We start from the raw sequence: 25,040 nt of genomic DNA on the forward strand, positions 1-25,040 counted from the left end.
CCGTTGCCCATTTCTTCTAGCATGCCACAATGTGTACGATAAAAAGCGCCCAAAGTCAATGATTTGCGCAACACACACGCAACGCCCAACGCGCGCAGCGGTTAATATTTCCTTTCGCGTGGTGCGATCAAAACCGCACAGCAGCCTTCCCTCGCACCGACCCGCTCAGGCATCAAAGCTTGACAATCCCGTCCATAAGCCGCATCAGCCGCCCACACAGCGCTGACGCGTGAGCATTCTGGCCACAATGGCCCCCCACAGCGCACGACACTTTTCCTAGTTCCCCTTCACGCAGGGTTCTTGATGCGACGGCCAGACGTATGGGACTCGCCCATCCGCCCCGAGGCTTCGCAAAACCCTGCCGGTTGCGCCTTTGGCGTGGCCACTACTGTTGCCCGGTGCGCATCCTCGCCTCGGGCCAAAAAGGAATGATACTTGTTCGATTTTGATATGCTGGGCCTTGATCCGGCCCTGAATGACGCGCTGCAACGCGCCAACTTTACCCAACCCACACCGATCCAGAACCAAGCCATACCGCTGGCCCTGAAAGGCCATGACATCCTTGGACTGGCCCAGACCGGTACGGGCAAGACACTGGCCTTTGGCCTGCCGCTGATCGACCACTTGCTGGCCCAGCCCGGCAAACCGGCACCAAAGACCGTCAAAGCCCTGATCCTTGCGCCCACGCGTGAGCTGGTGAACCAGATCGCCGAAAGCCTGCGCAACCTGACCAAAAAGACCAAACTCCGCGTCGCCACTGTTGTTGGTGGTCAATCGATCGGCAAACAGATTTCGTTTCTGTCGCGCGGCACGGATATTCTGGTCGCCACCCCGGGCCGTTTGATCGACCTGATGGAGCGTGGGGCGGTTGACCTCAGCTCGGTGCGCCATCTGGTTCTGGATGAGGCTGACCAGATGCTGGATATGGGCTTTATCCATGCCCTTCGCAAAATCGCACCCGCGCTGGGTACACCGCGCCAGACCATGCTGTTTTCGGCAACCATGCCGAAGCAGATGGAGGAACTCAGCCAAGCCTATCTGAACAACCCGCAGCGCGTGCAGGTGTCGCCTCCGGGCAAAGCTGCTGATAAGATCACGCAATCGGTCCACTTCCTCAGCCGGGCGGAAAAGCCGCAGAAACTGCGCGAAATCCTGTCGGCGGATAAAGACGCCCTGACCCTAGTGTTCTCGCGCACCAAACATGGGGCCGAGCGGTTGATGAAAGACCTGGTCAAAGACGGGTTCAATGCCGCATCGATCCACGGCAACAAAAGCCAGGGCCAGCGGGATCGCGCGATCAAGGCGTTCCGTGCGGGTGAGGTTAATGTGCTGGTCGCCACGGACGTTGCCGCGCGGGGCATCGATATCCCCGGCGTTGCGTATGTGATCAACTATGACCTGCCCGAAGTGCCGGACAACTATGTCCACCGTATCGGCCGCACCGCCCGTGCCGGTCGCGAGGGCGAAGGTATCGCCTTCTGCGCCCCGGATGAGCTGGATCAGCTGAAACAAATCCAAAAGCTGATGAAGATCGAACTTCCGGTCGCCAGCGGCACCATGCCGGAATTTGCAGAACCCAAGAAACCGCGCAATCGCGGCGGCTTCCGGGCGCGCAAACCGCAAGGTGGGAACGGCGGTGCGTCCAAGCCCTCATCCAACAAAAGGCGGCGTCCCCGTCGGCGTCCTGCCGCCTGATACAAGAAGGGCCGCGTTTTCCGACGCGGCCCTTTTTCTTAAAGCGTTTCGGGTTTAACTTGAAACACGAATACCCTGCCACGACTGCGGTGTTCTCGGGACATTCGTGTCACAGAGTGATTCAGGTAAAACCCGAAACGCTTTAGTTGCCCGAGCTGTTTCTCTCGGCTTCGATCTCTCGCCACTTGGCGACATTGCGGTTATGCTCATCCAGCGTTACCGCAAAGGCATGACCACCCGTGCCGTCTGCCACAAAGAACACGTAGTCCGTTTCTTCAGGCGCAACAGCAGCTTCAAGGCTCGCCATGCCCGGGTTCGCAATCGGTGTAGGCGGCAAACCATCAATCACATAGGTATTCCAAGGCGTTGCTCGGCGAAGCTCACTCCGACGCAGGCCGCGTCCAAGCACGCCTTGCCCTTTGGTTACGCCGTAGATCACCGTTGGGTCCGTCTGCAGCTTCATGCCTTTTTCCAGACGATTGACAAAGACGCTGGCAACCTGACCGCGCTCATGCGGTACACCGGTTTCCTTTTCGATGATCGACGCAAGGATCAGCATTTCTTCGGGGTTTTTGATTGGCAGGCCATCCTGACGACTTTCCCAGACGGCGTTGATACGCAGCTGCTGCCTGTCCTGCATGTCCTGCAAAATCGCCACCCGGTCATCACCGGGGGTGACCTCATAACTGTCCGGGGCCAGCATGCCCTCGGCCGGTACTTCGCCCACTTCACCGGTCAGCGCATCAATCCCTTTCAGCGCATCCACGATCTGCCACGAGGTAACGCCTTCGGCCACGGACACGCGGTACCGGGTATCGGCTTCCTGACGTTTCTCAAGATACGCAGCGGGGGCTTCGTCTTCTGCGGCCTCAAAGCTCGCGATCTCGACAAAGTCCAGCGTGGCGGGGTCCAACTCACGCACGCGGGTCTGAACCCGCGTTACGCCGATGCGGTACTCGATTTCCGATCCGCAGGTGCTGGCACCGCTGCTGGTAATCTCGTCAATGATCTGCTCCATCGACGCGCCCTCGCGCACCAGAAAGCTACCTGCTTTCAGCTGTTGGGCCTTGTCGGTGTAATCTGCCGCCATGCGGAAGATCATGGCGCTGCTGACAGCGCCCTCATCCTCAAGCTGCTGGCTGACGCGGGTCATGTTCGACCCGGGCCTGACCTGCAGGCACATGGCGGTTTCCAGCGGGCCTTCGGACTTGTACTGCGACTGCCCCCAAAGGATCAGACCGCCCATCAGGAACAGGCCGACCACCAGAATGGTCAGCGCGTTCGATGCCAAAGCCCGCCACATTTAGCTGACCTTTCCGAAGATCACGCTGGCATTGGTGCCGCCAAACCCAAACGAGTTCGACAGGGCCACGTTGATCTCGCGCTCGCGCTTGGCGTTGGGGGCCAGGTCAATCGGCGTCTCAACCGCCGGGTTGTCCAGGTTGATCGTGGGCGGGGCCACCTGATCGCGGATCGCAAGGATCGAAAAGATCGCCTCAATGGCGCCCGCAGCACCCAGCAAGTGGCCCGTGGCGGATTTGGTCGAGGTCATGGTCGCGTTGCCCGCATGATCGCCCAGCAGACGCTCAACCGCGCCCAGCTCAATCGTATCCGCCATGGTCGAGGTGCCATGCGCGTTGATATAGTCCAGATCCTTCGGCTCAAGCCCGGCGCTACGAAGCGCGGCTTTCATCGAGCGTTCGGCCCCGTCGCCATCTTCGGACGGCGCGGTGATGTGATAGGCATCACCGGACATGCCATAGCCCAGAACCTCGGCGTAAATCTTGGCACCGCGCGCCACAGCATGTTCATATTCTTCCAGAACGACAATGCCTGCGCCCTCGCCCATGACGAACCCATCACGGTCAATGTCATAAGGGCGGCTCGCCTTCTTGGGGTCGTCTGCATATTTGGTCGACAGCGCCTTGCACGCGTTGAAACCGGCGATGCCGATCTCGCAGATGCAGCCCTCGCCACCACCTGCGACCATGACGTCCGCGTCGCCGGCACGGATGATACGGCTTGCGTCGCCAATGGCATGCGCGCCGGTGGAACAGGCCGTCACGACCGAATGGTTCGGCCCCTTGAACCCACGACGGATTGAGACCTGACCCGAGGCCAGGTTGATCAGCGCGCCCGGGATAAAGAAGGGCGACACGCGGCGCGGGCCTTTGTCACGGATCAAATTCGCCGTTTCCGCGATGGACCCAAGCCCACCAATGCCAGACCCGATCAGAACACCGGTGCGCAGACGGGCGTCTTCGTCTTCGGGCATCCAGCCCGCATCCTCACAGGCCATGTCGGCAGCTGCGATGGAATACAGGATAAAGTCCTCGATCTTGCGCTGCTCTTTCGGCGGCATCCAGTCGTCGGGATTGAACGTCCCGTTTGTGCCATCGCCGCGCGGCACTTCGCAGGCATAGGTCGTGGTGACCCCGCTTGCCTCAGCATCGAACTGCGTGATCGGGCCCGCACCGGATTCTCCGTCCAGCAGCCGCGACCAGGTTTCCTCGACCCCGCTGGCCAACGGAGTGACCAACCCAAGACCGGTTACAACGACTCTGCGCATGAAATGCCTCTTGCCTGCTTCCTATTTGAGAACCGCTCATACCCCGGCCCGGGCCCCGGGGGCAAGAGGAACAGCATCTTCCCCTCCGGCATGATCTCGCCAAATGTGAAAGAAATCACTCTTTTTCAACCATCCCGAAGGGCTGAACGCAAAACCGCCCGCTGCCGAGATGCGACAACGGGCGGCACCAGTTTCTCCGACGTCTTATTGGAACTGCGCGACCGGCTCGTGGGCGGCCTGCGCCATTTGCAGCGCCTCGGACAGGTCGATCGATTTGCGGAACAAAGCGCGCCCGACAATCGCACCCGAAATGTTCGGGATGTAAGCCAAGCGCGAGATATCGTCCGCAGCGCGCACTACACCGCTGGCGATAATCGGGGTGCGGGATTTTTCCGCCAGCCCTGAGATCAGCCCCAACTGAGCCTCAACATCGTCCATGTCGCTGTCGATATCGGTCACCAGGATTGCCGCAAAAGGCGCGTCGGCAAAAGCTTCGATATAGGCGTCAGGGGTAAAGGCGCTTTGGCTGCGCCAGCCTTCGGTCATCACCTGACCTTGCCAGACATCCACGGCCAGCACGATCTGGTCAGGGTACAGCTTTGCCAGTTCCTTAACCAGGATCGGATCCCAGGCCGCCAGCGTACCGATGACAATGCGCCCGGCCCCCTTGTCGATCCAGTGTTCAACCTGTTCCCGCGTACGCATACCACCGGCCAGTTGCACCGGCATTTCTGCCGAGCGAATGATGTCTTCAACCAACGCGTTATTCGTGTCGCGCCCTTCGATTGCGTCGAAATCGGTCAGTTGCATCCATTCGGCGCCCGCAGCCGACCAGCTGCGTGCTGTCTCTACCGGGTCCACATGCCAGATCATGGCCTCGTCCAAACGGCCTTTTTCCAGTGAAACACACCGGCCGTTCTGCAGTTCCATAGTTGGGTAAATCCTCATGAGCACGCTCCTTAGCCCAATCGCTTTGAAATTCACTGTATCATACAGATACGGAGCGTGCCTGATACCACCAGTATCGGCAAACCGAAGGCATTTTGCGGCATCGGCGAAAACGTGAAACTAGATGCGGGCGGGCGGCCCGTTTCTGCGCAACAGCACAACCGGCGTATCGTTGTACGTGCATTCCCGCATCGGCACATAGCCCAGCTTTTCAGCCAAAGCCCGAGATGCCGAGTTGGCCGAATTCACCATTGCCACCAAGGGCCCTGGCATGATGCGATCAAACCAGTCATGCGCAGCTTGCGCGGCCTCATAGCCCAGGCCCTGACCCTGCGCCTCGGGGACCAATATCCATCCGGCCTCAGGGAAGCTGTCGAAATCGTCACCCAGCGCCCGGTTTCCATAGAAAAACCCTGCCTGGCCGATCATCGTCCGATTCGATTGCTGTAGAACGGCCCATTGCCCGAACCCGGCCATCTGCCAATGCCCCGCATTGCGCAGAAAGGAATCCCAAGCCTCACCACGCGACCGCGGTTTGCCACCGACATGCCGCACGATACACGGGTTGCGCCAAATTTCGGCGAACCGGTTAAAATCCTCTGGCCGCATGCCGCAAAGCATCAAACGGGCCGTATTTATCGTCGGGGTGGATCGTATCATGCCCTGCCCGCTCAGAAATTTTGCCTCATAGCGCAGACTGCTTAGCGAAAAAGCGTCAAGCAAGTGTGAATTTCGGCAGGGCATAAAAAACGGCGCCTCCGTTGCACGGAAGCGCCGCTTTTAGCGATTTCAGAGCGATTAGGACGCTTCCGAGATGAATTTGACGGCGTCGCCAAAGGTCTGGATGGTTTCGGCTGCGTCATCGGGGATCTCGATGCCGAACTCTTCTTCGAAGGCCATAACCAGTTCCACGGTGTCCAGGCTGTCTGCGCCCAGATCGTCGATGAAGGAAGCGTTTTCCGCTACTTTGTCTTCTTCAACACCCAGGTGCTCAACAACGATCTTTTTAACGCGATCTGCGACGTCGCTCATGTCTATTCCTCATTCCATTTCAGGGCGTGGCGCCCGGTTCTGCCCTTGCCCGCTCAGGCTGGCTTTGATGTGCCCGTTTCGGGCGGTTTTGGTTCCCGAATACCGGGAAAGTAGAAGGCCGACCATTTGGCCGACCCCTGCATTCATGCGCCGCCTATAGCACAGACAACGCCCAAGGCAAACGCTTTCGCGCCAGCCCTGGTATGCGATCACAACATGGCCATACCGCCATTCACATGCAAGGTTGTTCCGGTCACATATCCGGCCTCTGGGCTGGCAAGGTACAGAACTGCCGCAGCAATTTCCGAAGGCTCGCCCATACGGCCTGCCGGAACCTGACCCAGAATGCCCGCTTTCTGATCGTCATTCAGCTTGTCGGTCATCGCCGTTTGGATAAAGCCGGGTGCCACCGCGTTGGCAGTGATTCCGCGGCTTGCCACTTCGTAGGCCAGCGATTTGGTCATGCCGACCATGCCAGCCTTGGCGGCGGCATAGTTCGCCTGCCCCGGGTTGCCCGTTGCACCAACCACGGACGAGATATTGATGATCCGGCCCCAGCGCGCCTTCATCATGCCGCGCAGTACGCCTTTGCACAGCTTGGCAGTTGCCGTCAGGTTCACGTCGATCACGCTCTGCCATTCTTCATCCGACATGCGCATGAACAGGTTGTCGCGCGTGATGCCTGCGTTATTGACCAGAACATCAACAGACCCCATCGCATCCGCCGCCTGTTTCGGCAGCGCCGCGACCGCCTCTGGATCACCCAGGTTGCAGGGCAGAACATGCGCTCGTTCACCCAGCTCATCCACCAGCGCCTGCAAAGGATCGACGCGCGTGCCCGACAGCCCGACTGCCGCGCCTGCGCCGTGCAGCACACGCGCAATATCGCCGCCAATCCCCCCCGAGGCGCCGGTGATCAGCGCGTTCTTACCTGTCAAATCAAACATTCGGTTTCCCTCTTGGTGCGTCTGTTCTGAACGCTATTGAATTACGAATCGGCCTGAACGGCTTTTTGGACATCTTCCGGGGCGCCCACCGCCTTACCCGCAATGTCGCGATTGATTTTACGGATCATGCCGGACAAGGCCTTACCCGCGCCGATCTCCCATGTTTCGGTCACACCCTGTGCGGCCATATATTGCACGCTTTCACGCCACCGGACCGAGCCTGTGACCTGCTCGACCAGCAATTGGCGGATCAGGTCAGGATCGTTTACTGCCTCGGCCCGCACATTGGCCACCAGAGGTACGGCAGGGGCCTGAATTTGCACACTGGCCAAAGCCTCTGCCATAACATCAGCTGCAGGCTGCATCAGGGCGCAATGGAAGGGGGCGCTGACCGGCAACATCACCGCGCGTTTGGCCCCTTTTTCCTTGGCGATCTCGGCGGCGCGCTCGACAGCGGCCTTTGCGCCCGACACAACAACCTGAGTTGGGTCATTGTCATTTGCCGCCTGACAGACATCGCCCTGCGCGGCCTCTTCTGCCACCGCGCGCACAGCGTCCAGATCCAGACCCAGAATAGCGGCCATCGCGCCTTCACCCACGGGCACGGCGCTTTGCATGGCCTGACCCCGGGTGCGCAGCAGGCGCGCAGTGTCCGCAACAGACAAGGCCCCCGCAGCGGCCAAGGCCGAGTATTCACCCAGCGAATGCCCAGCCACAAAAGCGGCGTCCGTGATCGAGACGCCCTCGGCCTCAAGCGCGCGCATGGCAGCGATTGACGTGGCCATCAGTGCAGGCTGCGCATTCTGCGTCAGCGTCAGATCGGCAATATCGCCGTCCCAGATCAGATCGCTCAGCTTTTCCCCAAGGGCTTCATCGACCTCGTCGAACACAGCTTTCGCAGCCGGATAAGCCTCGGCCAAAGCCTTGCCCATCCCGATGGTTTGGGCACCCTGCCCCGGAAAAACGAATGCGCGTGTCATTGCGACCTCTTGGATGACGTTAGGTTGCCGGGGGGTGTAAACCGAGTGTGCGCGCGGCACAAGCACTGCCTCACCTCTGCACACAGGCACCTGAGCTGTGCGCATCCCGCTATTGTGTCCTGACCCCATGGCTTTAGGTTGGAACCAGCGACCCCAGCCCCGGAGCAACCTATGCCTTCTACCAATACGTTTTCCAGCTATGGCAGCGTAACCAAGACGTTTCACTGGCTGACGGCCCTGTTGATCTTTACCGCGATTCCGCTGGGATGGTTCGCCAATAACCTCGCCCACGCGATCTATGATCCTACGATCCCGACCAATGAAGAGGACATCGCACGCGCCGCTCGCCTGTTCTCGCTGCATAAAACAGTGGGCGTCACGGTGTTCTTTGTGGCCCTTGCCCGCATCCTGTGGGCTGCCACACAAACCAAACCCGGCCTGCTGAATGCGGAAAACAAACCCGAAGCCTTTGCCGCCGAAACCGTGCACTGGATGCTGTATGCCTCATTGGTGCTGGTGCCGCTGACGGGCTGGGTGCACCACGCAGCTGCCGAAGGGTTTGCACCGATCCTGTGGCCCTTTGGGCAAAACCTGCCTTTTGTTCCCAAATCCGCTTTTCTGGCCGAGCTGACCGCCAATCTGCATTGGCTGTTCATCTGGGTTCTGGCCGGTTCGCTGGCTTTGCATATCGCCGGAGCACTGAAACACCACGTGATCGATAAGGACAGCACCCTGCGCCGCATGCTGCCCGGACCGTCGGATGCGCCTGAACCTCCGGCGCAACATCATTCAGCCGTGCCCGCCGTTGCGGCGCTTGCCGTGTGGGGCGCGGTTTTGATTGGCGGGTGGTCGATTGGCCTGTTGTCTGACCACTCTGCCGCCGCGACCGACACCGCCGAGTTGACCGAGGTTCAGTCGGACTGGGCCGTTCAGGACGGCACCCTGTCCATCACCATTTCCCAATTGGGCAGCCCTGTGACCGGCAGCTTTGCCGACTGGACCGCCGCAATCGCCTTTGAAGACCCTGCCGAGCCGGGTCTGGCGGGTTCGGTCGACGTCACGATTGCCATCGCGTCGCTCAGCCTTGGAACGGTGACAGATCAGGCCATGGGTGCCGATTTCTTTGACAGCGCGCAATTTCCGACCGCGCAGTTCAAGGCTGACATCTACAAAACAGACACCGGATACGAAGCGCGCGGCCCGCTGACGATCCGCGACAAATCTTTGGACGTGGTTTTGCCCTTCACCCTTGACCTGCAGGACAACACCGCAACCATGTCCGGCCAACTGGACCTGAACCGGATGGATTTCGAGGTCGGCACTTCCCAACCAACCGAGGCGTCCTTGGGGTTTGGGGTAACCGTCGACGTCCAACTGACCGCCGAGCGTGGCGCATAAGAAAACCGCCGGGTTCTACCCCGGCGGTTTCGGTTTGGGTCGATTGGATCGGTTTAGTCGGCTTTTTGCGCTTCGACCGAAATACGCACCTCAACCTCGTCGCTGACGAAGGGGGCGAATTGACCCAGATCGAAATCGCTGCGGATCAGGGTGGTGGTCGCATCGAAACCGGCCCAGGGCTTGCCCGCCATCGGATGTTCGCCCACCTGGTTCAGCTTGGCGTCCAGAACAACAGATTTGGTCACACCGTTCATGGTCAGATCGCCGGTGATGTTGGCGGTGTTTTCACCGGTAACTTCGATGCTGGTCGAGTTGAACGTAACCAGATCGCCCTCGGAGGCGCCAAAGAAGTCTTCGGTCATAAAGTGATCTTCGCGCGGCTGCCAGCCGGTGAACATCTCGATCACGGGCATCGAGACACTGACGCTCGAATCTGCCGGGTTTTCCTGGTCGAACATGATCTCGCCTTCAAAGCCCGAGAACATGCCGTAGGTGGTCGAAAAACCAAGGTGGTTATAGTTGAAGATGACCTGGCTGTGGCTGGGGTCCAGAACGTATTTCTCGGCGCTGGCAAACGCCGAAGTTGCCGTGACGGCCAGTGCAACAGCAAGAAGGGTGGATTTCATGACAAACTCCGCAATTTTGTGGATGCAAACCGCTTGGGTTGCTCAATAACGAAAATGTGCTGCCCGAGGGCAGCACACAAGTATTATTCGCTCACAACTTCTGTTCCTATATGAACAGAATAAAATTCAGGCGAAGATTGTTACACTTCCGCTCAACTGGCCTTTCAGCGCTCGGCTGATATCCGCCGACTGCAGCGGCAGCTTCATCAGCAGGCTGCCATCCACGTCGAACAGCTCAACCTGATCTTCCTCGAAGCGTGCTCCGCCCAGCGTATCATAGCTGCGGCGCAGAACCGTTTGAGGGCGGCCGTTTTCGTTCTTTTGCAGCACGCGCACCTCGCGGCGGATCGGATCAAAATAAGCGTCGGGGCGCGCATCCAAAATTTGAATCGTCAGAAGGCTAACACCGATCAGCAGGAACACCAGCGACGCCGCCAGTTTGATTGGCCAGACTTCGGCAGCCATTGTGGAACCGGCCACCAGCCACATCGAAAAGGCCATGACGATCAGAAAGGCACCCAAAACGCGGGCCAGAACCATGCGAACCTTCCAATTCGCCTCGAATGCGATCAAGACAGGTACGGCCTTGTCATAGCCGGCTGCATTTGCGGAATCTTCGAATGTATTCGTGTTCGTCGCGGTCATATCTCTCACCCTGGTTTTCAGGTTGTCCGTGTGGGATCTGGCTGTCCGGCTAGTCCCCGGTATTGAAAACAACTTTGAGCCGAAAAGCGTCAGGAATTGGGCGGTGCAGTGGAAATAGCACGACTTCACCAAGGCATATGTGACGGGACTTGCCCTGCCCCCATAAACGTGTATACGGGGCCATCCTTCGCACATCGTATGAATCGCGCAGCCTCTCGTGGCAGGGTCGCGAAGGACCAGATGGCCCCGCCTATGAAATGCGCCTTGATATAAACAGGAGTGCACATGCCACTGTATGAGCATGTAATGATCGCGCGTCAGGACCTGTCCAACGCGCAGGCAGAAAGCCTTGTCGAACATTTCGGCACCGTTCTGGCTGACAACGGCGGCAACGTCGTCGAAAGCGAGTACTGGGGCGTCAAGACGATGGCTTACAAGATCAACAAGAACCGCAAAGGCCACTATGCCTTCCTGAAGACCGACGCCCCCGCTGGCGCCGTTCAGGAAATGGAACGCCTGATGCGCCTGCATGACGACGTTATGCGCGTTCTGACCATCAAGGTCGACGAGCATGCCGAGGGCCCCTCGGTCCAGATGCAGAAGCGCGATGAGCGCGAAGGCCGCCGCGAGCGCCGCTGATCAACGCCTGACGAAAGGACATAAACCATGGCCGCAAAACCATTTTTCCGCCGCCGCAAGGTCTGCCCGTTCTCGGGCGATAACGCGCCGAAGATCGACTATAAAGACACCCGTCTGCTGCAGCGCTACATCTCTGAGCGTGGCAAGATCGTTCCCTCGCGCATCACCGCCGTTTCGGCGAAAAAGCAGCGTGAACTGGCCCGTGCTATCAAGCGCGCCCGCTTCCTCGCCCTGCTGCCCTACGCTGTGAAGTAAGGAGAGACTGACATGCAAGTTATCCTGCTGGAACGCGTTGCGAAACTGGGTCAGATGGGCGACGTCGTTGACGTCAAGCCCGGCTACGCCCGCAACTTCCTGCTGCCCCAGGGCAAAGCCCTGAGCGCCTCGAACGCCAACATCGCGTCGTTCGAAGCCCAGAAAGCGCAGCTGGAAGCCCGCAACCTGGAAACCAAGAAAGAAGCTGAAGCTCTGGCTGAAAAGCTGGACGGTCAGCAGTTCATCGTGATTCGCTCGGCATCGGACGCCGGTGCTCTGTACGGTTCGGTCACACCGCGTGACGCCGCAGATGCCGCAACCGAGGCTGGTTTCACCGTCGACAAAAAACAGATTGCCCTGATCGCTCCGATCAAGGAACTGGGTCTGCACTCGCTGGCGGTTAAACTTCACCCCGAGGTTGAAGTTGAAATCCAGATGAACGTCGCCCGTTCGGAAGAAGAAGCCGAACTGCAGGCGTCGGGCAAATCCATCCAGGAACTGGCCGCTGAAGAAGAAGCAGCTGCAGAATTCGAAATCGCCGAACTGTTCGACGATATCGGTTCGGCTGCGTCCGACGACGACGACCTGGTTGCCGAAGACGCACCGGCTGCGGAAGAAGACGAAGCCAAAGCCTGATCTGGCTGATTTGAACAAGAAAAGGCCGCGCGACTCGTGCGGCCTTTTTTCGTTGCACACGCAGAACGGGCAAAATTCAGCCAGATTTCACACCTAGGCTTGCCGGTGCGTTTTCGCCTTCTATCATCGCACCCAGACGACCGGAGTATATAGATGACATCCTTCCTGCGCCGCAGCGTTCTGGCCATGTTGCTGCTAATCCCCTTTGCCGCATGCGGTGGCCCGGACACACCGACCCAAGCCGCGTTTGATCCCCCGCTCTATCCCAACGAAACCCCCGAACTGCGGGCCTCGATCAACAAATGGGCCGATCACTATGAGGTGCCGCGGGAATTGGTCCACAAGCTGGCCATCCGGGAAAGCACACACCGCCCATGGGCCGTAAACCGCCCTTATTACGGCTTGCTGCAGATCCTGCCCGCCACGGCGCGCTCGATGGGATACACCGGAAACCCGCAAGGTCTTCTGGACGCAGACACGAACCTGGAATTTGCCGGGAAATACCTGCGCGGCGCTTGGCTGTTGTCTGACGGAGATCAACAACGCGCTATTTTCCTCTATGCCAAAGGTTATTGGCCCGAAGCAAAAGCACGCGGCATGCTGGTAGAAACTGGTCTTGTCCCCGAATGACGCGCGATCGCAAAACGCAAAAACCATGGACTTTCGACGCGATTTAGCGTCAAAGTGAGAGGAATTCCGCCGAAATGGACCAAATTCGACAGGTTCTGTTGCGCGAAGTACGCAATATGTATGCGTGAATTGAACTATTGCCTTGAATTCAGCGTATAAGTTAACGCAACGTAGTACGAAATGCGAACAGGCTTGGCGCTCTTGGGGATGAAGGGAGCCATATAAGGGTTGGACAGGTGAAACTCATAGACTTGGCCGCGCTCGACCAACAGGAGAAGTCGACCGCTGACATAATCAACTCGGTCTGCGAGGAACTTGGCTTTGACTACGCGTCTTACGCCACCATGAATCCTGTCAAAGGTGATGTGCAGGGCTATGCCAACTATCCCGATGAATGGAAGATTCATTACGGCAGCCAGGGCTTTCACCATTTCGATCCTACGATCTATCAGTCAGTGCTCAGTATCGCTCCGGTAGATTGGAGCCGCTTTAACCATGACGAGAAATTCAATGCGGTGTTCCGCGACGCCCATGATTTCGGGATCACGCCGCGTGGTCTGACGGTTCCGGTTCGCGGGCCCTATGGGGAATGCGGTATCCTCAGCGTGACGCGCGATTGTTCAGACGCTGAGTGGGAAAAGCTCAAAAAGCACGTCATGGGCGATCTGCAAATGGCGGCCGTGAATGCGCATGATACGGTTATGCAGTCCGGCGTTCTTGCAAAGGCGCTGTATCTGCCCTCGCTTTCGACCCGCGAAAAAGAGATCCTGCAATGGGTGGCCGAGGGTAAATCTCAGCAGGATATCGGCGACATTTTGTCCATTTCCCACCGCACGGTTGAAGTACATGTGCGTTCCGGGCGGGAAAAACTCGGTGCATTGACCACACCTCAGGCCATTGGCCGGGCCATTGGTCTAGGGTTAATCGCCCCCGGGTAAGCAAAAAAACCGCAAAATTACGGGAAACCCCCAATAGTCTCAATTCACGAGTTGGTTAACTCTGGGTTCACGGTAACCAGACTGTAGGGGGATGGAAATGATCATCGTAATTGATGGTATCAACCAACATAAGTTTAAAGACGTCTTGGACGAAATGTATCAACTCCGCGCGCGCGTGTTCGGGGATCGTTTGGGATGGGAAGTGAATATTCAGGACGGTCGCGAGCGCGACATGTTTGACGACCTGAATCCTGCACATGTGGTCAGCATCAGCGACGAAGGGGACGTCGTTGGGTGCATGCGCCTGCTGCAGACAACGGGGCCGCACATGTTGTCCGACGTCTTTCATTCGATCTTGGACGGGGAACCACCGCTGCGCAGCGCGCAGATTTGGGAAGCGACCCGCTTTTGCGTCGACACCAAGAAGCTTGGCCGCGGTCGTGGCAAGAACTCTGTATCCTATGTCACCAGTGAGGTGATGATCGGATCATTCGAATATGCCAAGGCCGCCGGTGTTCTGGATTCGATCGCCGTGATCGATCCGATCATGAACCGTGTCCTGCAACGATCAGGCAATGCGCCCTATGACTACTTGGGCACGGCAAAACCGATGGGCAAAGTGGTGGCCATGGCCGCGCTGATGGACTGCTCGGATGAACGTATCGCAGGCATTCGCGATTATGCCGGGATCGAGCATGACGTCTTCCTGACCGAAGAGCAGGCGCTGGAACGCTTTGCAGGCACAGAGGTCGAGACGCCGGCAAATGTCGATCACCAACCACTGACCGAACTTGAAAAATACTTCGTTGAACAGATGCATTCCGCCAGAACGCAGGAAGAGGTCAACGATGTGCTGAAATTGATCGAAGCGCTCTCGGATCGCTTCACGCCAGAGCAGAAATTCGCTCTGTTAAGTACCCCCCGTGCTTTTGCTCATGAGGCCTGACCCCCTCACCTCATAAGTTCAAAAGCCACCCACCGGAGCCGTCTGATTGTCAGACGGCTCCGCTTTTTTGTGCCCATGGGTCATGGGCAGAAGAGGATTATTCCTCTTCCAGTGCCTCAACGGCTTTTTGCAGGTCGTCTTTGCTGACTTCTTTGTCTGCAACCTGTGCCAGCTCGACGATGTAGTCGATGACTTTGTCTTCAAAGATCGGCGCACGCAGCTGCTGCTGCATCTGAGCGTTCTGCTGCACGAATTCAAAGAATTGACGCTCCTGACCCGGGTACTGACGGGCCTGGTTCATGATCGCCTGAGTCATCTCGGCGTCGGTCACTTCAACCTCGGCCTTCTGGCCCAGCTCGGCCAGCAACAGGCCCAGACGCACGCGGCGCTCGGCCAGTTTGTTGTGCTCGTCGGTCGGCTCGATCGGATCGTGATCGTGGCCTTCAACCTCGGGGTTTTCCTCGTGCCACAGCTGGTGTGCGATCTGCTTGGCTTCGGCTTCAACCAGCGACGGCGGCAGCTCGAACGACACTTTCTCGTCCAGAACGTCCAGCAGGGCGCGCTTCATGACTGCACGCGACGCACCGTTATATTCGGCTTCCAGACGCTCGGCGATCTGACCTTTCAGACCGTCCAGATCCTCGGCGCCAAACTTGGTTGCCAGCTCGTCGTTGATCTCGGCGGCGACGGGCTCTTTCACTTCTTTCACGGTGCAGGTGAAAACGGCTTCTTTACCGGCCAGATGCGCGGCACCGTATTCTTCGGGGAAGGTGACGGTGACGTCTTTTTCTTCCTCGGCTTTCACGCCAACCAGCTGATCCTCGAAACCGGGGATAAAGCTGTTGGAGCCCAGAACCAGCGGATAATCCTCGGCTGCACCGCCTTCGAACTCTTCGCCGTCAACCTTGCCGACAAAATCGAACACGATCTGATCGCCGTCTTTCGCCTTGGAACCCTTGCGGCGCGCTTTGAAATCCTGTGCGGTTTCGGCCAGGTTGTTCAGCGCCTCGTCGATGGCTGCGTCATCCGCTTTGACAACCAGCTTTTCCAACTCGACCGATTTCAGGTCAACTTCGGGGATCGCAGGCAGTGCCTCATAGGACATCTCGACATGGACGTCGTCGCCTTCTTTCCAGTCTTCGTTGGTCATCTTGACCTGCGGCTGCAGCGCCGGACGGTCGCCGCTGTCTTCAAAGTGCTGGTTCATCGCGCCGTCGATGCTTTCCTGCATCGCTTCGCCCAGCAGACGCTGGCCGAACTGCTTTTTCAGCAGCGCCATCGGCACCTTGCCTTTGCGGAAGCCCTTCATCTCAATCTCAGGCTGCGCTTCAACCAGCTTTTCATTCACTTTGTCGTCCAGCTCAGCCGCGGAAACGACGATGTTATAGCCGCGTTTCAGACCTTCGTTCAGCGTCTCGGTAACCTGCATTATGGTAGTCCCCATAGGATTCGGGGCGCGCAAAACGGCGCGCCGGGCAAATTTGACGCCTTCTATTTGCCCAGCCGCCCGCGTGCAAGAGGGCAAAGCCCGGATCAGTCTTGTTTTGCCGGTGTTTTGAACAAAAAAGCACCCCGGACAGGCCCAGGGCGCCCCATGACCCCAATCCCTAGATCAGAACTTCCAACGCGCGCCCAGCACCCAGGCTTCGTTCTTGTCGAAATCGACCATGTCGTCAAAGTCGTGATTGCGGTATTTCAGATAGGCATCGGTGTTGATGCTGTCGATCCGCTGGACAACCGCAATCCCCCAGGATTTCGTGCTGGATCCGTCGTTCTCGAAATCCGCTCCGTCAAAGTAATCGATACCGATTCCGGTTTTCCCCCAGGACACCCAATCGCCCTCATAGGCCAGTTTTGTGTACCAATAATCCGGATCACTGGCCCCCGCCGCCGTATCGTCACGCGCGCCCAAAGCCGCCGTAAAGCTGAACCCGCTGGGCAACAGGACCGAGGCTGAGCCGATCACATCCCGCCGCTCGCCCGAGCCGTCATCGAAGTCGCGCACCGCATAGGCCGCGCTGGCCGCAAAGGCGACGCCATTTGCAAAGGTATTCCGGTAGTAAACCGCAATGTCGTAGTAATCATCGTCATCGCTGCTCGACAGGATGTTCTGACCATAGGCGATCGACCCCGAAAACCCGTTGAAATCGGGCGTGTCATAGCGGATGCGGCCCCTGCGGCTGCCGTCAAAGTTGCTTGAGGAATCGCCCACGGTGATGTCACTCAGAACGCCGTCGGGGCCGCGATAGAAAAAGGCCCCGTTTTCATCATTGGTAAAGGAATAGAGCGCCGTTCCGACATAAGACAGGTCCGTCTCGGCTGCCCCATCCGAGGCCATACTCCCCTGCCCGGCCGAAAACTTGCCATATCCCCCTTTCAAAGAGAAATCGACATGCCGGATATCTTCACGGGTCCAGCCATTGGTGTTGGTTCCGTCCTGATTGGCTGTTCCGGTCCCCGGAAGACCCAACCCCGTCTCAAAGCGGAACATGAACTCATTGCTGCCATAAGGCTGCATCAGACGCAGACCCACGCGGCTGTTGGACAGATCGTTGTCCAGCAATCGCGTTTCGGTTTCTTCGCCATCATCGACAGACACGATAACCGGGTCCAACTGTCCATAAAGTTCAACATAGCCGCCGCTGTTGTTCTCATATTTCAGCTCAGCCGCGGCGGGAATGGCCATGGACGCGGCCAGGGCCGCCAGGGATGAAGTCAGTTTAAGGTTCTGGGTCATTTCACTCACCTTGAAAGACCCGGCTTTCGACCCTCGGTTTATGGCCGTCCGATCCCGGGGTTCCGCACCCCGACGCGCTTTGGCAAATGGAAAAGACGCCGTTGTTTGGCCGGTAGAAAGCCGGACGTAATTTCATTTTTTTCAACAAATTATCCGCAGCACTGCCGCAGTCGGAGTTCCCCTCCAAGCAAAGTCTGGCGTGGTGTTGGGTCGGTGGCAAACACTCGTTGCTCCACCCGCGCCAACCGCTCGGCCAATTGCCGCCGAAGAGGTCGCAAGTCGGCCAAGAATCGCCTATAAAATCATATATTCAGTTTTGTAAAAACACTGGGCAATTGCTCAGGCAAATCCTCGGCGATCAGCCCCGGCCCGAATTGCAGCGCACATTCCACATGCAGCCAGGCCCCCGTCTCTGCCGCCTGCATCGGGCTAAACCCGCGCGCCAGCAATCCCGTGATGAACCCGGCCAGCACATCGCCGGATCCTGCCGTAGCCAGCCACGGGGCGGACCGCTCATAGCAGGCCGCGTTGATCGCGCACATCCCATTTGGGGCGGCGATGACCGTGTCCGGCCCCTTGAAAAGCACCACACAGCCTGCCCGTTTTGCGGCCTCACGCGTCGCATCCACCTTGGAATAAGCTGGTCCTTTGGTCGGAATAGCCGCCAATTTCTCGGCAATATCAGGAAAGAGGCGCGCAAATTCGCCCCCATGCGGGGTCAGAACACACGCCTCATGAAGCTGCTGGAACAAGGCTTCTGGATCATCCCCAAACGCCGTCAGCGCATCGGCGTCCAACACGGTCGCCCGCTTGGCCTGCAGCGCCACCGGCACCAACTCCCGCGCGCGCTCTATGCCCAGTCCAGGCCCCAGACACAGCGCATTCAGCCGCTCATCGCCCAGCACATCCGCAAGCCCCTCGGCCCCATCAACCCGCTGCACCATGATGGCGGTCACCTGCGCCACCACCTCCATCTGCGCCGACGGAGGCACCCCCAGCGTCACCAGCCCTGCCCCAATCCGCAAAGCCCCCCGCGCCGCCAACCGCGCCGCGCCGGTCTTGGCCGGACCGCCCGAGAGGATGAGAGCGTGGCCGTGGGAGTATTTGTGTTGCGGCTCAGATTTCTCCAAAGAATGTACTGGCACCGCCAGCCTTACCTTTGACCCGAACTCTCGCGCTGCTTCTATATTGAGTTTTTCAATTTCATCAGGCCCCATGATCGCGCGCGCTGGATCGTTTATTGAAGCCACTAAATCCTCGGTCGTGCAAAACTTTTTTGTCGGCAAGCCAATATCTACGATCCTTATCTTACCACTACGCGCAATACCTTCCGCCAAGAAATGACCTCTCTTTGCCCTGTGAAAGGTGACCGTCAAATCCGCCTTGCCAGAAATTCCGATAGGACGTCCGCTGTCGGAACACAGGCCGGAAGAAATATCGACGGCAACAGAAACAAAGTGCGGGTGGCGTTTGTGCAAATAGGAAAGGGAATATGAAACAGCATGGGAAATCGGACGTGTCAAACCAGTGCCAAACAGCGCATCAACATGCAAATCGCAGCGTGGCAACCACATCCCTTCAGGCAACGGCAGCACACTCCCCAACTCCACCCACCGCTCATAATTCACCCGCGCATCCGGCGGCAGCTTTTCTGCATCTCCATACAGAAAAACCTCAACCTGCCACCCCAGCCCAAGCAACAGGCGCGCAACAACAAACCCATCCCCACCATTATTCCCCGGCCCGCACAGCACCACAGCGCGCAGCGGATCCCCTTCATCTGGCCCCAAATATCCCGGGGAGTTCGAGGGGCTGGCCCCTCGATCCTTGAACTCGGGCCACTCCTCATAGATCGCATCGACAACGCCGCGCCCGGCCCGCTCCATCAGCTCCAGCCCGGTTACCTCACCGGACTCAATCGCGGCCTGTTCGATGGCCCGCATTTGCGCGGCTGTCAGCAATTCCGTCATCTCAAATCCCCTCGCGATTCAATTCTGATTACTTTTTATGCAAGTCGGTCAAAATTTAATCCAACGCCTCTTTTCTCGGCACGCGCCTGCCTCGGTTTTCGCTATCAGATTGCCCGCCGATCTTAGACGTGATCAGTCCGACCCTGACAAGTGTTATAGGAGCCCGGGATGAAGAAGATCGAAGCGATCATCAAACCGTTCAAACTGGACGAAGTGAAAGAGGCGCTGCAGGACGTGGGTGTCCAGGGCCTCAGCGTGATCGAGGTCAAAGGGTTTGGCCGTCAGAAAGGCCACACGGAACTCTATCGCGGCGCGGAATATGTCGTCGACTTTCTGCCCAAGGTAAAGGTCGAGGTCGTTCTGGATGACGATCAGGTCGACGCCGCAATCGAGGCCATCGTTTCGGCCGCGAAAACCGACAAAATCGGCGACGGCAAAATCTTTGTGTCGCCCGTTGAACAAGCCATTCGCATTCGGACCGGTGAAACCGGCTCGGACGCGCTGTAATCGAACACTCCAAGTAGAGGAATAGAGAGTATGAGCAAGGACGCAGTTCTTCAGCTGATCCGCGACGAAGACGCGGAATACGTCGACATCCGCTTCACCGACCCGCGCGGCAAGCTTCAGCACGTCACCATCATGTCTGATCAGGTTGACGAAGACTTCCTGGAAGAAGGCTTCATGTTCGACGGCTCGTCGATCGCAGGCTGGAAGTCGATCGAAGCCTCAGACATGAAACTGATGCCCGACACCGAAAGCGCTTATGTCGATCCGTTCTATGCAGAGAAAACCATCTGCCTGCACTGCTCGATCGTTGAGCCCGACACTGGCGAAGCCTATGAGCGTGACCCGCGCGGTACGGCGCAGAAAGCCGAAGCCTACCTGAAGGCATCCGGCATCGGCGACGTTGCCTACATGGGCCCCGAGGCTGAGTTCTTCCTGTTTGACGACGTCCGCTTCTCGAACAGCATCAACAAGGTATCCTACGAAGTTGACGCAACCGACGCGTCGTGGAACACCGACACCGAATACGAGATGGGCAACATGGGCCATCGTCCGGGCGTCAAGGGTGGCTACTTCCCGGTGAACCCCGTTGACGAAGCGCAGGACCTGCGTTCGGAAATGCTGTCGACCATGAAGCGTCTGGGCATGAAGGTCGACAAGCACCACCACGAGGTTGCATCTTGTCAGCACGAGCTGGGCCTGATCTTTGACAGCCTGACCAAACAGGCCGACGAGCTGCAGAAGTACAAGTACGTCATCCACAACGTTGCCCACGCCTACGGCAAATCGGCCACCTTCATGCCGAAGCCGATCGCGGGTGACAACGGCACCGGCATGCACGTAAACATGTCGATCTGGAAAGACGGCAAGCCGCTGTTCGCTGGCGACAAATATGCCGACCTGTCGGACGAAGCGATCTACTTCATTGGCGGCATCCTGAAGCACGCCAAGACCCTGAACGCCTTCACCAACCCGTCGACCAACAGCTATAAGCGTCTGATCCCGGGTTTCGAAGCCCCTGTTCTGCGCGCCTATTCGGCCCGTAACCGTTCGGGTTGTGTCCGTATTCCGTGGACCGAAAGCCCGAAAGCCAAGCGCGTTGAGGCCCGCTTCCCCGATCCGGCAGCGAACCCCTACCTGGCGTTTGCAGCTCTGCTGATGGCTGGTCTGGACGGCATCAAGAACAAGATCGATCCGGGCGAAGCCATGGACAAGAACCTGTACGATCTGCCGGCCGAAGAACTGGCCGACATCCCGACCGTATGTGGTTCGCTGCGCGAAGCTCTGGAAGCTCTGGCATCCGATCACGACTTCCTGCTGCAGGGCGACGTGTTCACCAAAGACCAGATCGACGGCTACATTGCGCTGAAGATGGAAGAGGTCGAAACCTACGAGCACACGCCGCACCCTGTAGAATACGGCATGTACTACAGCTGCTGATCCAAGAATTTTCGACGAAAATTCTTTCTAGGGCGCCCAATCGGGCGCCCTTGTTTCGTTCGGACCGATCTTCCACAGTTAACCTCAGGAGGAGATCGCATGGACACAGAATTCTCGAACTTCGTGACCACCGCCGAAGACCTGGAACGTCTCACCGGCGCGCCCCTGCCCCAAATCATCGCCAAGGAACTGCCTGCGCTGGATCAGATGTGCCGCGACTTCATCGCTGCTTCGCCCTTTTGCCTGATCGCCTCGGCCAATCCCGGCGGCCACCTGGACATCTCGCCGCGCGGCGACCCGGCAGGGTTTGTTGAGGTGCTCTCGGACACGCTGATCGCGATTCCGGATCGGCCCGGAAACAAGCGTGTCGATACGTTTCACAACGTCCTTGAGGACCCCCGCGTCAGTCTGATCTTTTTCGTTCCAGGCAAGATGGAGACCCTGCGCATTCGCGGAACCGCCCGGATCTGCGCTGATCCGAAACTGTTGAACGAAATGGCAATCCAGAAACACGCGCCCAAACTGGCCCTGCTGGTTCGGGTCGACACGGTCTTTGCCCATTGTCCAAAATGCGTCATCCGCGCAAACCTTTGGCAACCGGACGCATGGCCAGACTCATCACAGCTGCCGAACATGAATGCGATGATGGTCAAGCATGCCAAGATCAACAAAACGCCGGACGAATGGTTCGAAAGCCTGAAAGGGACGGGCGAACTGGATCTGTATTAACGGCTTTGAACATTGTGGGATGCGGCGTACCCTGATTCCAGCAGTTCATTTGAACGGATTTCACCGATGTTACGTTTTGCACTGATCCTTGCCTTTTCCCTGCCGACACTTGCAGCCGCCGCCCCCTGCGGAAACACCAGCAGCGGGTTTGAAGCTTGGAAACAGGATTTCGCGAAACAGGCGCGACGGGCGGGTGTTAAGAAAAAGGGACTGCAGGCGCTGGCGCAGACGCAATATGCCACCCGCACCATTGCAGCGGACCGTAATCAGAAGAGCTTCAAGTACTCGCTAGACAAATTCATGCGTGTGCGCGGGGCCGACACGATCGTCGCGCAGGGGCGCAAGCGTAAGGCGCGCAACCCGCAATTCTACGCCGCGCTTGAGCGTCAATATGGAGTGCCAAGCGGGATTCTGATTGCGATCCACGGAATGGAAACCGGCTTTGGGAACTTCATGGGCGACAGTCAGGTTGTGTCAGCAATAACCACTCTGGCCTATGATTGTCGCCGATCCGAGTTCTTTATCCCCCATGCCATCGGGGCGTTGAAACTGGTGGATCAAGGCAGCATTACGACCGCAACCAAGGGGGCCAAGCATGGAGAATTGGGGCATACTCAGTTCCTGCCCGGCAATGCGCTGGCCTTTGGCGTCGATGCTACGGGCGACGGTCAGGTGGATTTCTACAACATGACGGACGCGCTGGCCTCAACCGCCAATTTTCTGCGGCAAAAAGGCTGGAAACCGGGCCGTGGCTATCAGCCCGGGCAACCGAATTTCACGGTTATTCAGGAATGGAATGCCGCCACGGTCTACCAGCAGTCCATTGCGATTATGGCAACCCGAATCGACGGCTGATCTACGCCAGTTTTCGGCGGCAATGGACCTCAATACCGACACATTTCTGCCACAGACATTAAGTGGCCCCTAAAATGTCTAGGTTTCCATAGTGTAATCAATCCCTTCGATTTTTGATTTTTTTCCATTTTCGCCAAAATCTGCCCCAACTCGGTCGTTAACCTGTTTCTCAGACAAGCTACGACAAAGGACAGCGCAGTGAGCCCGAAGCACAACTATCATGGTGGTCTTCAGTTCGACGGTGAAACCGATGGCGAAATCGAACGGTTCGGCAGCATCGTAGCCGCGACCCTGCAGGATTACGGGCATCTGGTCGAACGCAAAAGCATGCTGAGCGACACCGAAGCCAGCATTGTCTGCAGCCAGTACCTGGTTCGCCTGACCCTTGACACGCAGGTTCCCGGCTCGGGCGACCGGTTTGAGCGCATGGATCGCGCCGCAGGTCTGAAAACCATGCAAAAGCAGGTCGCCACCCTGCCCAAAAACCGACTGACCGTCACAATCTCTCCCGTCTCTCCCCTGTTGGATGACAGCGAGATTTCCGAGCTGATGCTTGTGGTCATGCTGTACCGGATGGTCGATATCTGCGCCACGCGTCGTATTGAGTGGCTGTCGCCCAACACCGTACTGACCACCGAACAATTCATGAGCGCGTTCAACACGCTGACGCCTTCAAAACCACGAGACAGAAAACAGATTTTCGAGGCAGTGACAGGCCCCTTCGCGGGGCTGGACATCACTGAAACAGAAGACCTGGATGAGGCACAAAAACGGGCGCTGGCACCAGCAGCCCGGCCGATCCAGCTGTCTGATGAGCAGTTGCTCAGCATCGCTTTTCGGACGGAACCTATCGAGCAGCCTAAGGATGAGGACGAAGGCACGCGCCCCCTCGACCACGACAAACCCAGCGATATCCTGCGACTGACCAGTTGGGGATTGACCGGTGCCGTGGCCAGCGTGTCCGTGCCCATCGCGGTCTCTGTGGCCGCTGTGAACCTGATAAAGGGTGAAGATTTTCGCCTGAACACTCAGGTACTTGCCTACACTGTTGCAATCTCCGCTCTCAGCACAAGCGGAGCATTTGCCGGCGTCGCCAGCGTGTTGGGCATGTAGCACTTACCCCTAAGACCCTCCTTGGAGGCCCCGCCATCAGGCGGGGTTTTCCATTTTGGGCAGATCTTCGGCATCCAGGACATAGGTGTGGATCGAAAAAACCACTGCCTGTGTGTGTGGCAAGCGCACGAGGGTTTGGCGCTCACTGCGCATAAACTGCGTCGCTTGCGGGTCGCTGATGTCGCGCGGGTCACTGGCGCTGCGGGGTTGATACAGTTCGGCATCCGCGTACCACAGCGCATTGAATCGCCACAGCGGGCGCCCCGGCTGTATCCCGTCGAACAGACGTTGCACACGGCGTGCGACATTGGGGTCATAACTGTCCACCCGATCATGTATGCCGATAAGCGGCCGCATGAATTTTTCCGACAGACGCCAACTGGCTGGAAAGCACAGGATTGCCCCGGTCAGAACATGTTCCTCCCCTTGTTTCTGAAGAATGCAGAAATCCTCTTGCACCAGCAGGCACAGCGTCTCTAGCGGCTGATCCCGGTCGATCTGAATGCGCCGACCATCGGGCCGCGCCACGTGATCGGTTGCACCCCCATAGGCGCACTCCAACACAAGCGCCAACAGCTCCTGCGCGGCGGGTTCAGCCTGTGAATCCATTGCCAGAACGTCTTTGCGATGATCCCGCAGAATGTCTTCGCGCCTTTGCATCTGACCGGCAAAGGCGTCATCGCGATGCAACCAATCCTTCATATTGGCCGGTTGGATGCCGGGCAAAGGGCGCGGGTTTCGCGGATCATAGGGGATGGTTTTCTGCAGAATCTTCATGAGGGATGCATAGCATTTCGCCGCGGCGTCG

General features: G+C 58.1%; 26 protein-coding genes. 13 read left to right on the forward strand and 13 right to left on the reverse strand.

The window, feature by feature from the left end; genetic code table 11:
- The first annotated feature begins 435 nt into the window (after window positions 1–435).
- Window positions 436–1,695, forward strand: coding sequence for a DEAD/DEAH box helicase (locus ACR0J5_RS07555; RefSeq protein ID WP_480651948.1), 1,260 nt, complete (start codon window positions 436–438; stop codon window positions 1,693–1,695).
- A 142-nt stretch (window positions 1,696–1,837) separates the two neighbouring features.
- Here ACR0J5_RS07555 and mltG read toward each other — a convergent pair whose 3' ends face one another.
- The 7 genes from mltG to fabD form a co-directional block, all read right to left on the reverse strand.
- Complete coding sequence (mltG, locus tag ACR0J5_RS07560) at window positions 1,838–2,998, reverse strand: endolytic transglycosylase MltG (RefSeq protein ID WP_480651950.1); 1,161 nt, start codon at window positions 2,996–2,998, stop codon at window positions 1,838–1,840.
- Window positions 2,999–4,264, reverse strand: a complete 1,266-nt coding sequence (fabF, locus tag ACR0J5_RS07565; RefSeq protein ID WP_480651952.1) for a beta-ketoacyl-ACP synthase II — start codon at window positions 4,262–4,264, stop codon at window positions 2,999–3,001.
- A gap of 204 nt (window positions 4,265–4,468) precedes the next feature.
- A complete protein-coding gene (locus ACR0J5_RS07570; protein WP_480651954.1) occupies window positions 4,469–5,212 on the reverse strand; it encodes a 1-(5-phosphoribosyl)-5-[(5-phosphoribosylamino)methylideneamino]imidazole-4-carboxamide isomerase in 744 nt (247 codons plus the stop codon).
- Window positions 5,213–5,332: 120 nt separating this feature from the next.
- Entirely contained in the window at window positions 5,333–5,872 is a 540-nt protein-coding gene (locus ACR0J5_RS07575) for a GNAT family N-acetyltransferase (protein WP_480651956.1), read from the reverse strand.
- A 138-nt stretch (window positions 5,873–6,010) separates the two neighbouring features.
- Entirely contained in the window at window positions 6,011–6,244 is a 234-nt protein-coding gene (locus tag ACR0J5_RS07580; protein WP_008756330.1) for an acyl carrier protein, read from the reverse strand.
- A gap of 209 nt (window positions 6,245–6,453) precedes the next feature.
- Window positions 6,454–7,191, reverse strand: a complete 738-nt coding sequence (gene fabG / locus ACR0J5_RS07585) for a 3-oxoacyl-[acyl-carrier-protein] reductase (RefSeq protein WP_480651958.1) — start codon at window positions 7,189–7,191, stop codon at window positions 6,454–6,456.
- Window positions 7,192–7,232: 41 nt separating this feature from the next.
- The gene (gene fabD / locus ACR0J5_RS07590) at window positions 7,233–8,171 is read right to left on the reverse strand and encodes an ACP S-malonyltransferase (RefSeq protein ID WP_480651960.1); all 939 of its coding nucleotides are present in this window, start codon (window positions 8,169–8,171) and stop codon (window positions 7,233–7,235) included.
- 171 nt (window positions 8,172–8,342) lie between these two features.
- On the opposite strand from fabD, the gene ACR0J5_RS07595 reads away from it, so the two are divergent.
- Window positions 8,343–9,569: a cytochrome b/b6 domain-containing protein gene (locus ACR0J5_RS07595; RefSeq protein ID WP_480651962.1), complete on the forward strand. Its 1,227-nt coding sequence runs from the start codon at window positions 8,343–8,345 to the stop codon at window positions 9,567–9,569.
- Window positions 9,570–9,622: 53 nt separating this feature from the next.
- On the opposite strand, the gene ACR0J5_RS07600 is transcribed toward ACR0J5_RS07595, so the two are convergent.
- Together ACR0J5_RS07600 and ACR0J5_RS07605 are read right to left on the reverse strand one after the other, a co-directional pair.
- On the reverse strand, window positions 9,623–10,195 hold the full coding sequence (locus tag ACR0J5_RS07600; protein WP_480651964.1) for a YceI family protein: 573 nt from the start codon (window positions 10,193–10,195) through the stop codon (window positions 9,623–9,625).
- A 126-nt stretch (window positions 10,196–10,321) separates the two neighbouring features.
- Window positions 10,322–10,840 carry a hypothetical protein gene (locus ACR0J5_RS07605; protein WP_480651966.1) on the reverse strand — a complete coding sequence of 173 codons (519 nt, stop codon included), beginning with the start codon at window positions 10,838–10,840 and terminating at the stop codon, window positions 10,322–10,324.
- A 285-nt stretch (window positions 10,841–11,125) separates the two neighbouring features.
- On the opposite strand from ACR0J5_RS07605, the gene rpsF reads away from it, so the two are divergent.
- From rpsF to ACR0J5_RS07635, 6 genes are all read left to right on the forward strand, one after another.
- On the forward strand, window positions 11,126–11,479 hold the full coding sequence (rpsF, locus tag ACR0J5_RS07610; protein WP_155151103.1) for a 30S ribosomal protein S6: 354 nt from the start codon (window positions 11,126–11,128) through the stop codon (window positions 11,477–11,479).
- 27 nt (window positions 11,480–11,506) lie between these two features.
- Complete coding sequence (gene rpsR / locus ACR0J5_RS07615; RefSeq protein WP_005982441.1) at window positions 11,507–11,734, forward strand: 30S ribosomal protein S18; 228 nt, start codon at window positions 11,507–11,509, stop codon at window positions 11,732–11,734.
- Between the two features lie 12 nt (window positions 11,735–11,746).
- Complete coding sequence (gene rplI, locus ACR0J5_RS07620; RefSeq protein ID WP_480651969.1) at window positions 11,747–12,370, forward strand: 50S ribosomal protein L9; 624 nt, start codon at window positions 11,747–11,749, stop codon at window positions 12,368–12,370.
- Between the two features lie 153 nt (window positions 12,371–12,523).
- Entirely contained in the window at window positions 12,524–13,000 is a 477-nt protein-coding gene (locus ACR0J5_RS07625; protein ID WP_480651971.1) for a transglycosylase SLT domain-containing protein, read from the forward strand.
- Window positions 13,001–13,236: 236 nt separating this feature from the next.
- Window positions 13,237–13,938, forward strand: a complete 702-nt coding sequence (locus ACR0J5_RS07630; RefSeq protein WP_480651973.1) for a helix-turn-helix transcriptional regulator — start codon at window positions 13,237–13,239, stop codon at window positions 13,936–13,938.
- A 97-nt stretch (window positions 13,939–14,035) separates the two neighbouring features.
- Window positions 14,036–14,884, forward strand: coding sequence for an acyl-homoserine-lactone synthase (locus ACR0J5_RS07635; RefSeq protein ID WP_480651974.1), 849 nt, complete (start codon window positions 14,036–14,038; stop codon window positions 14,882–14,884).
- Window positions 14,885–14,981: 97 nt separating this feature from the next.
- On the opposite strand, the gene tig is transcribed toward ACR0J5_RS07635, so the two are convergent.
- The 3 genes from tig to ACR0J5_RS07650 all read right to left on the reverse strand — a co-directional run bounded on the left by tig (window position 14,982) and on the right by ACR0J5_RS07650 (window position 19,591).
- Entirely contained in the window at window positions 14,982–16,313 is a 1,332-nt protein-coding gene (gene tig, locus ACR0J5_RS07640) for a trigger factor (protein WP_480652883.1), read from the reverse strand.
- A 183-nt stretch (window positions 16,314–16,496) separates the two neighbouring features.
- Window positions 16,497–17,621, reverse strand: coding sequence for a porin (locus ACR0J5_RS07645; RefSeq protein ID WP_480651976.1), 1,125 nt, complete (start codon window positions 17,619–17,621; stop codon window positions 16,497–16,499).
- Between the two features lie 302 nt (window positions 17,622–17,923).
- The gene (locus ACR0J5_RS07650) at window positions 17,924–19,591 is read right to left on the reverse strand and encodes an NAD(P)H-hydrate dehydratase (RefSeq protein WP_480651978.1); all 1,668 of its coding nucleotides are present in this window, start codon (window positions 19,589–19,591) and stop codon (window positions 17,924–17,926) included.
- A gap of 168 nt (window positions 19,592–19,759) precedes the next feature.
- Here ACR0J5_RS07650 and ACR0J5_RS07655 point away from each other — a divergent pair, with 168 nt between their 5' ends.
- The 5 genes from ACR0J5_RS07655 (at window position 19,760) to ACR0J5_RS07675 (ending at window position 24,232) form a co-directional block, all read left to right on the forward strand.
- Window positions 19,760–20,098, forward strand: a complete 339-nt coding sequence (locus ACR0J5_RS07655) for a P-II family nitrogen regulator (RefSeq protein ID WP_050602105.1) — start codon at window positions 19,760–19,762, stop codon at window positions 20,096–20,098.
- 30 nt (window positions 20,099–20,128) lie between these two features.
- Window positions 20,129–21,535, forward strand: a complete 1,407-nt coding sequence (gene glnA, locus ACR0J5_RS07660) for a type I glutamate--ammonia ligase (RefSeq protein WP_170354533.1) — start codon at window positions 20,129–20,131, stop codon at window positions 21,533–21,535.
- A 99-nt stretch (window positions 21,536–21,634) separates the two neighbouring features.
- On the forward strand, window positions 21,635–22,264 hold the full coding sequence (locus tag ACR0J5_RS07665; protein ID WP_480651980.1) for an MSMEG_1061 family FMN-dependent PPOX-type flavoprotein: 630 nt from the start codon (window positions 21,635–21,637) through the stop codon (window positions 22,262–22,264).
- A 66-nt stretch (window positions 22,265–22,330) separates the two neighbouring features.
- Window positions 22,331–23,119, forward strand: a complete 789-nt coding sequence (locus ACR0J5_RS07670) for a lytic murein transglycosylase (protein ID WP_480651982.1) — start codon at window positions 22,331–22,333, stop codon at window positions 23,117–23,119.
- 198 nt (window positions 23,120–23,317) lie between these two features.
- A complete protein-coding gene (locus tag ACR0J5_RS07675) occupies window positions 23,318–24,232 on the forward strand; it encodes a hypothetical protein (RefSeq protein ID WP_480651984.1) in 915 nt (304 codons plus the stop codon).
- A gap of 36 nt (window positions 24,233–24,268) precedes the next feature.
- Here the strand turns inward: ACR0J5_RS07675 and ACR0J5_RS07680 are convergent, their stop codons facing one another.
- Entirely contained in the window at window positions 24,269–25,009 is a 741-nt protein-coding gene (locus tag ACR0J5_RS07680; protein WP_480651986.1) for a heme-dependent oxidative N-demethylase family protein, read from the reverse strand.
- Between the last annotated feature and the right edge of the window lie 31 nt (window positions 25,010–25,040).

It is taken from the genome of Ruegeria sp. BE1 (assembly GCF_056538885.1).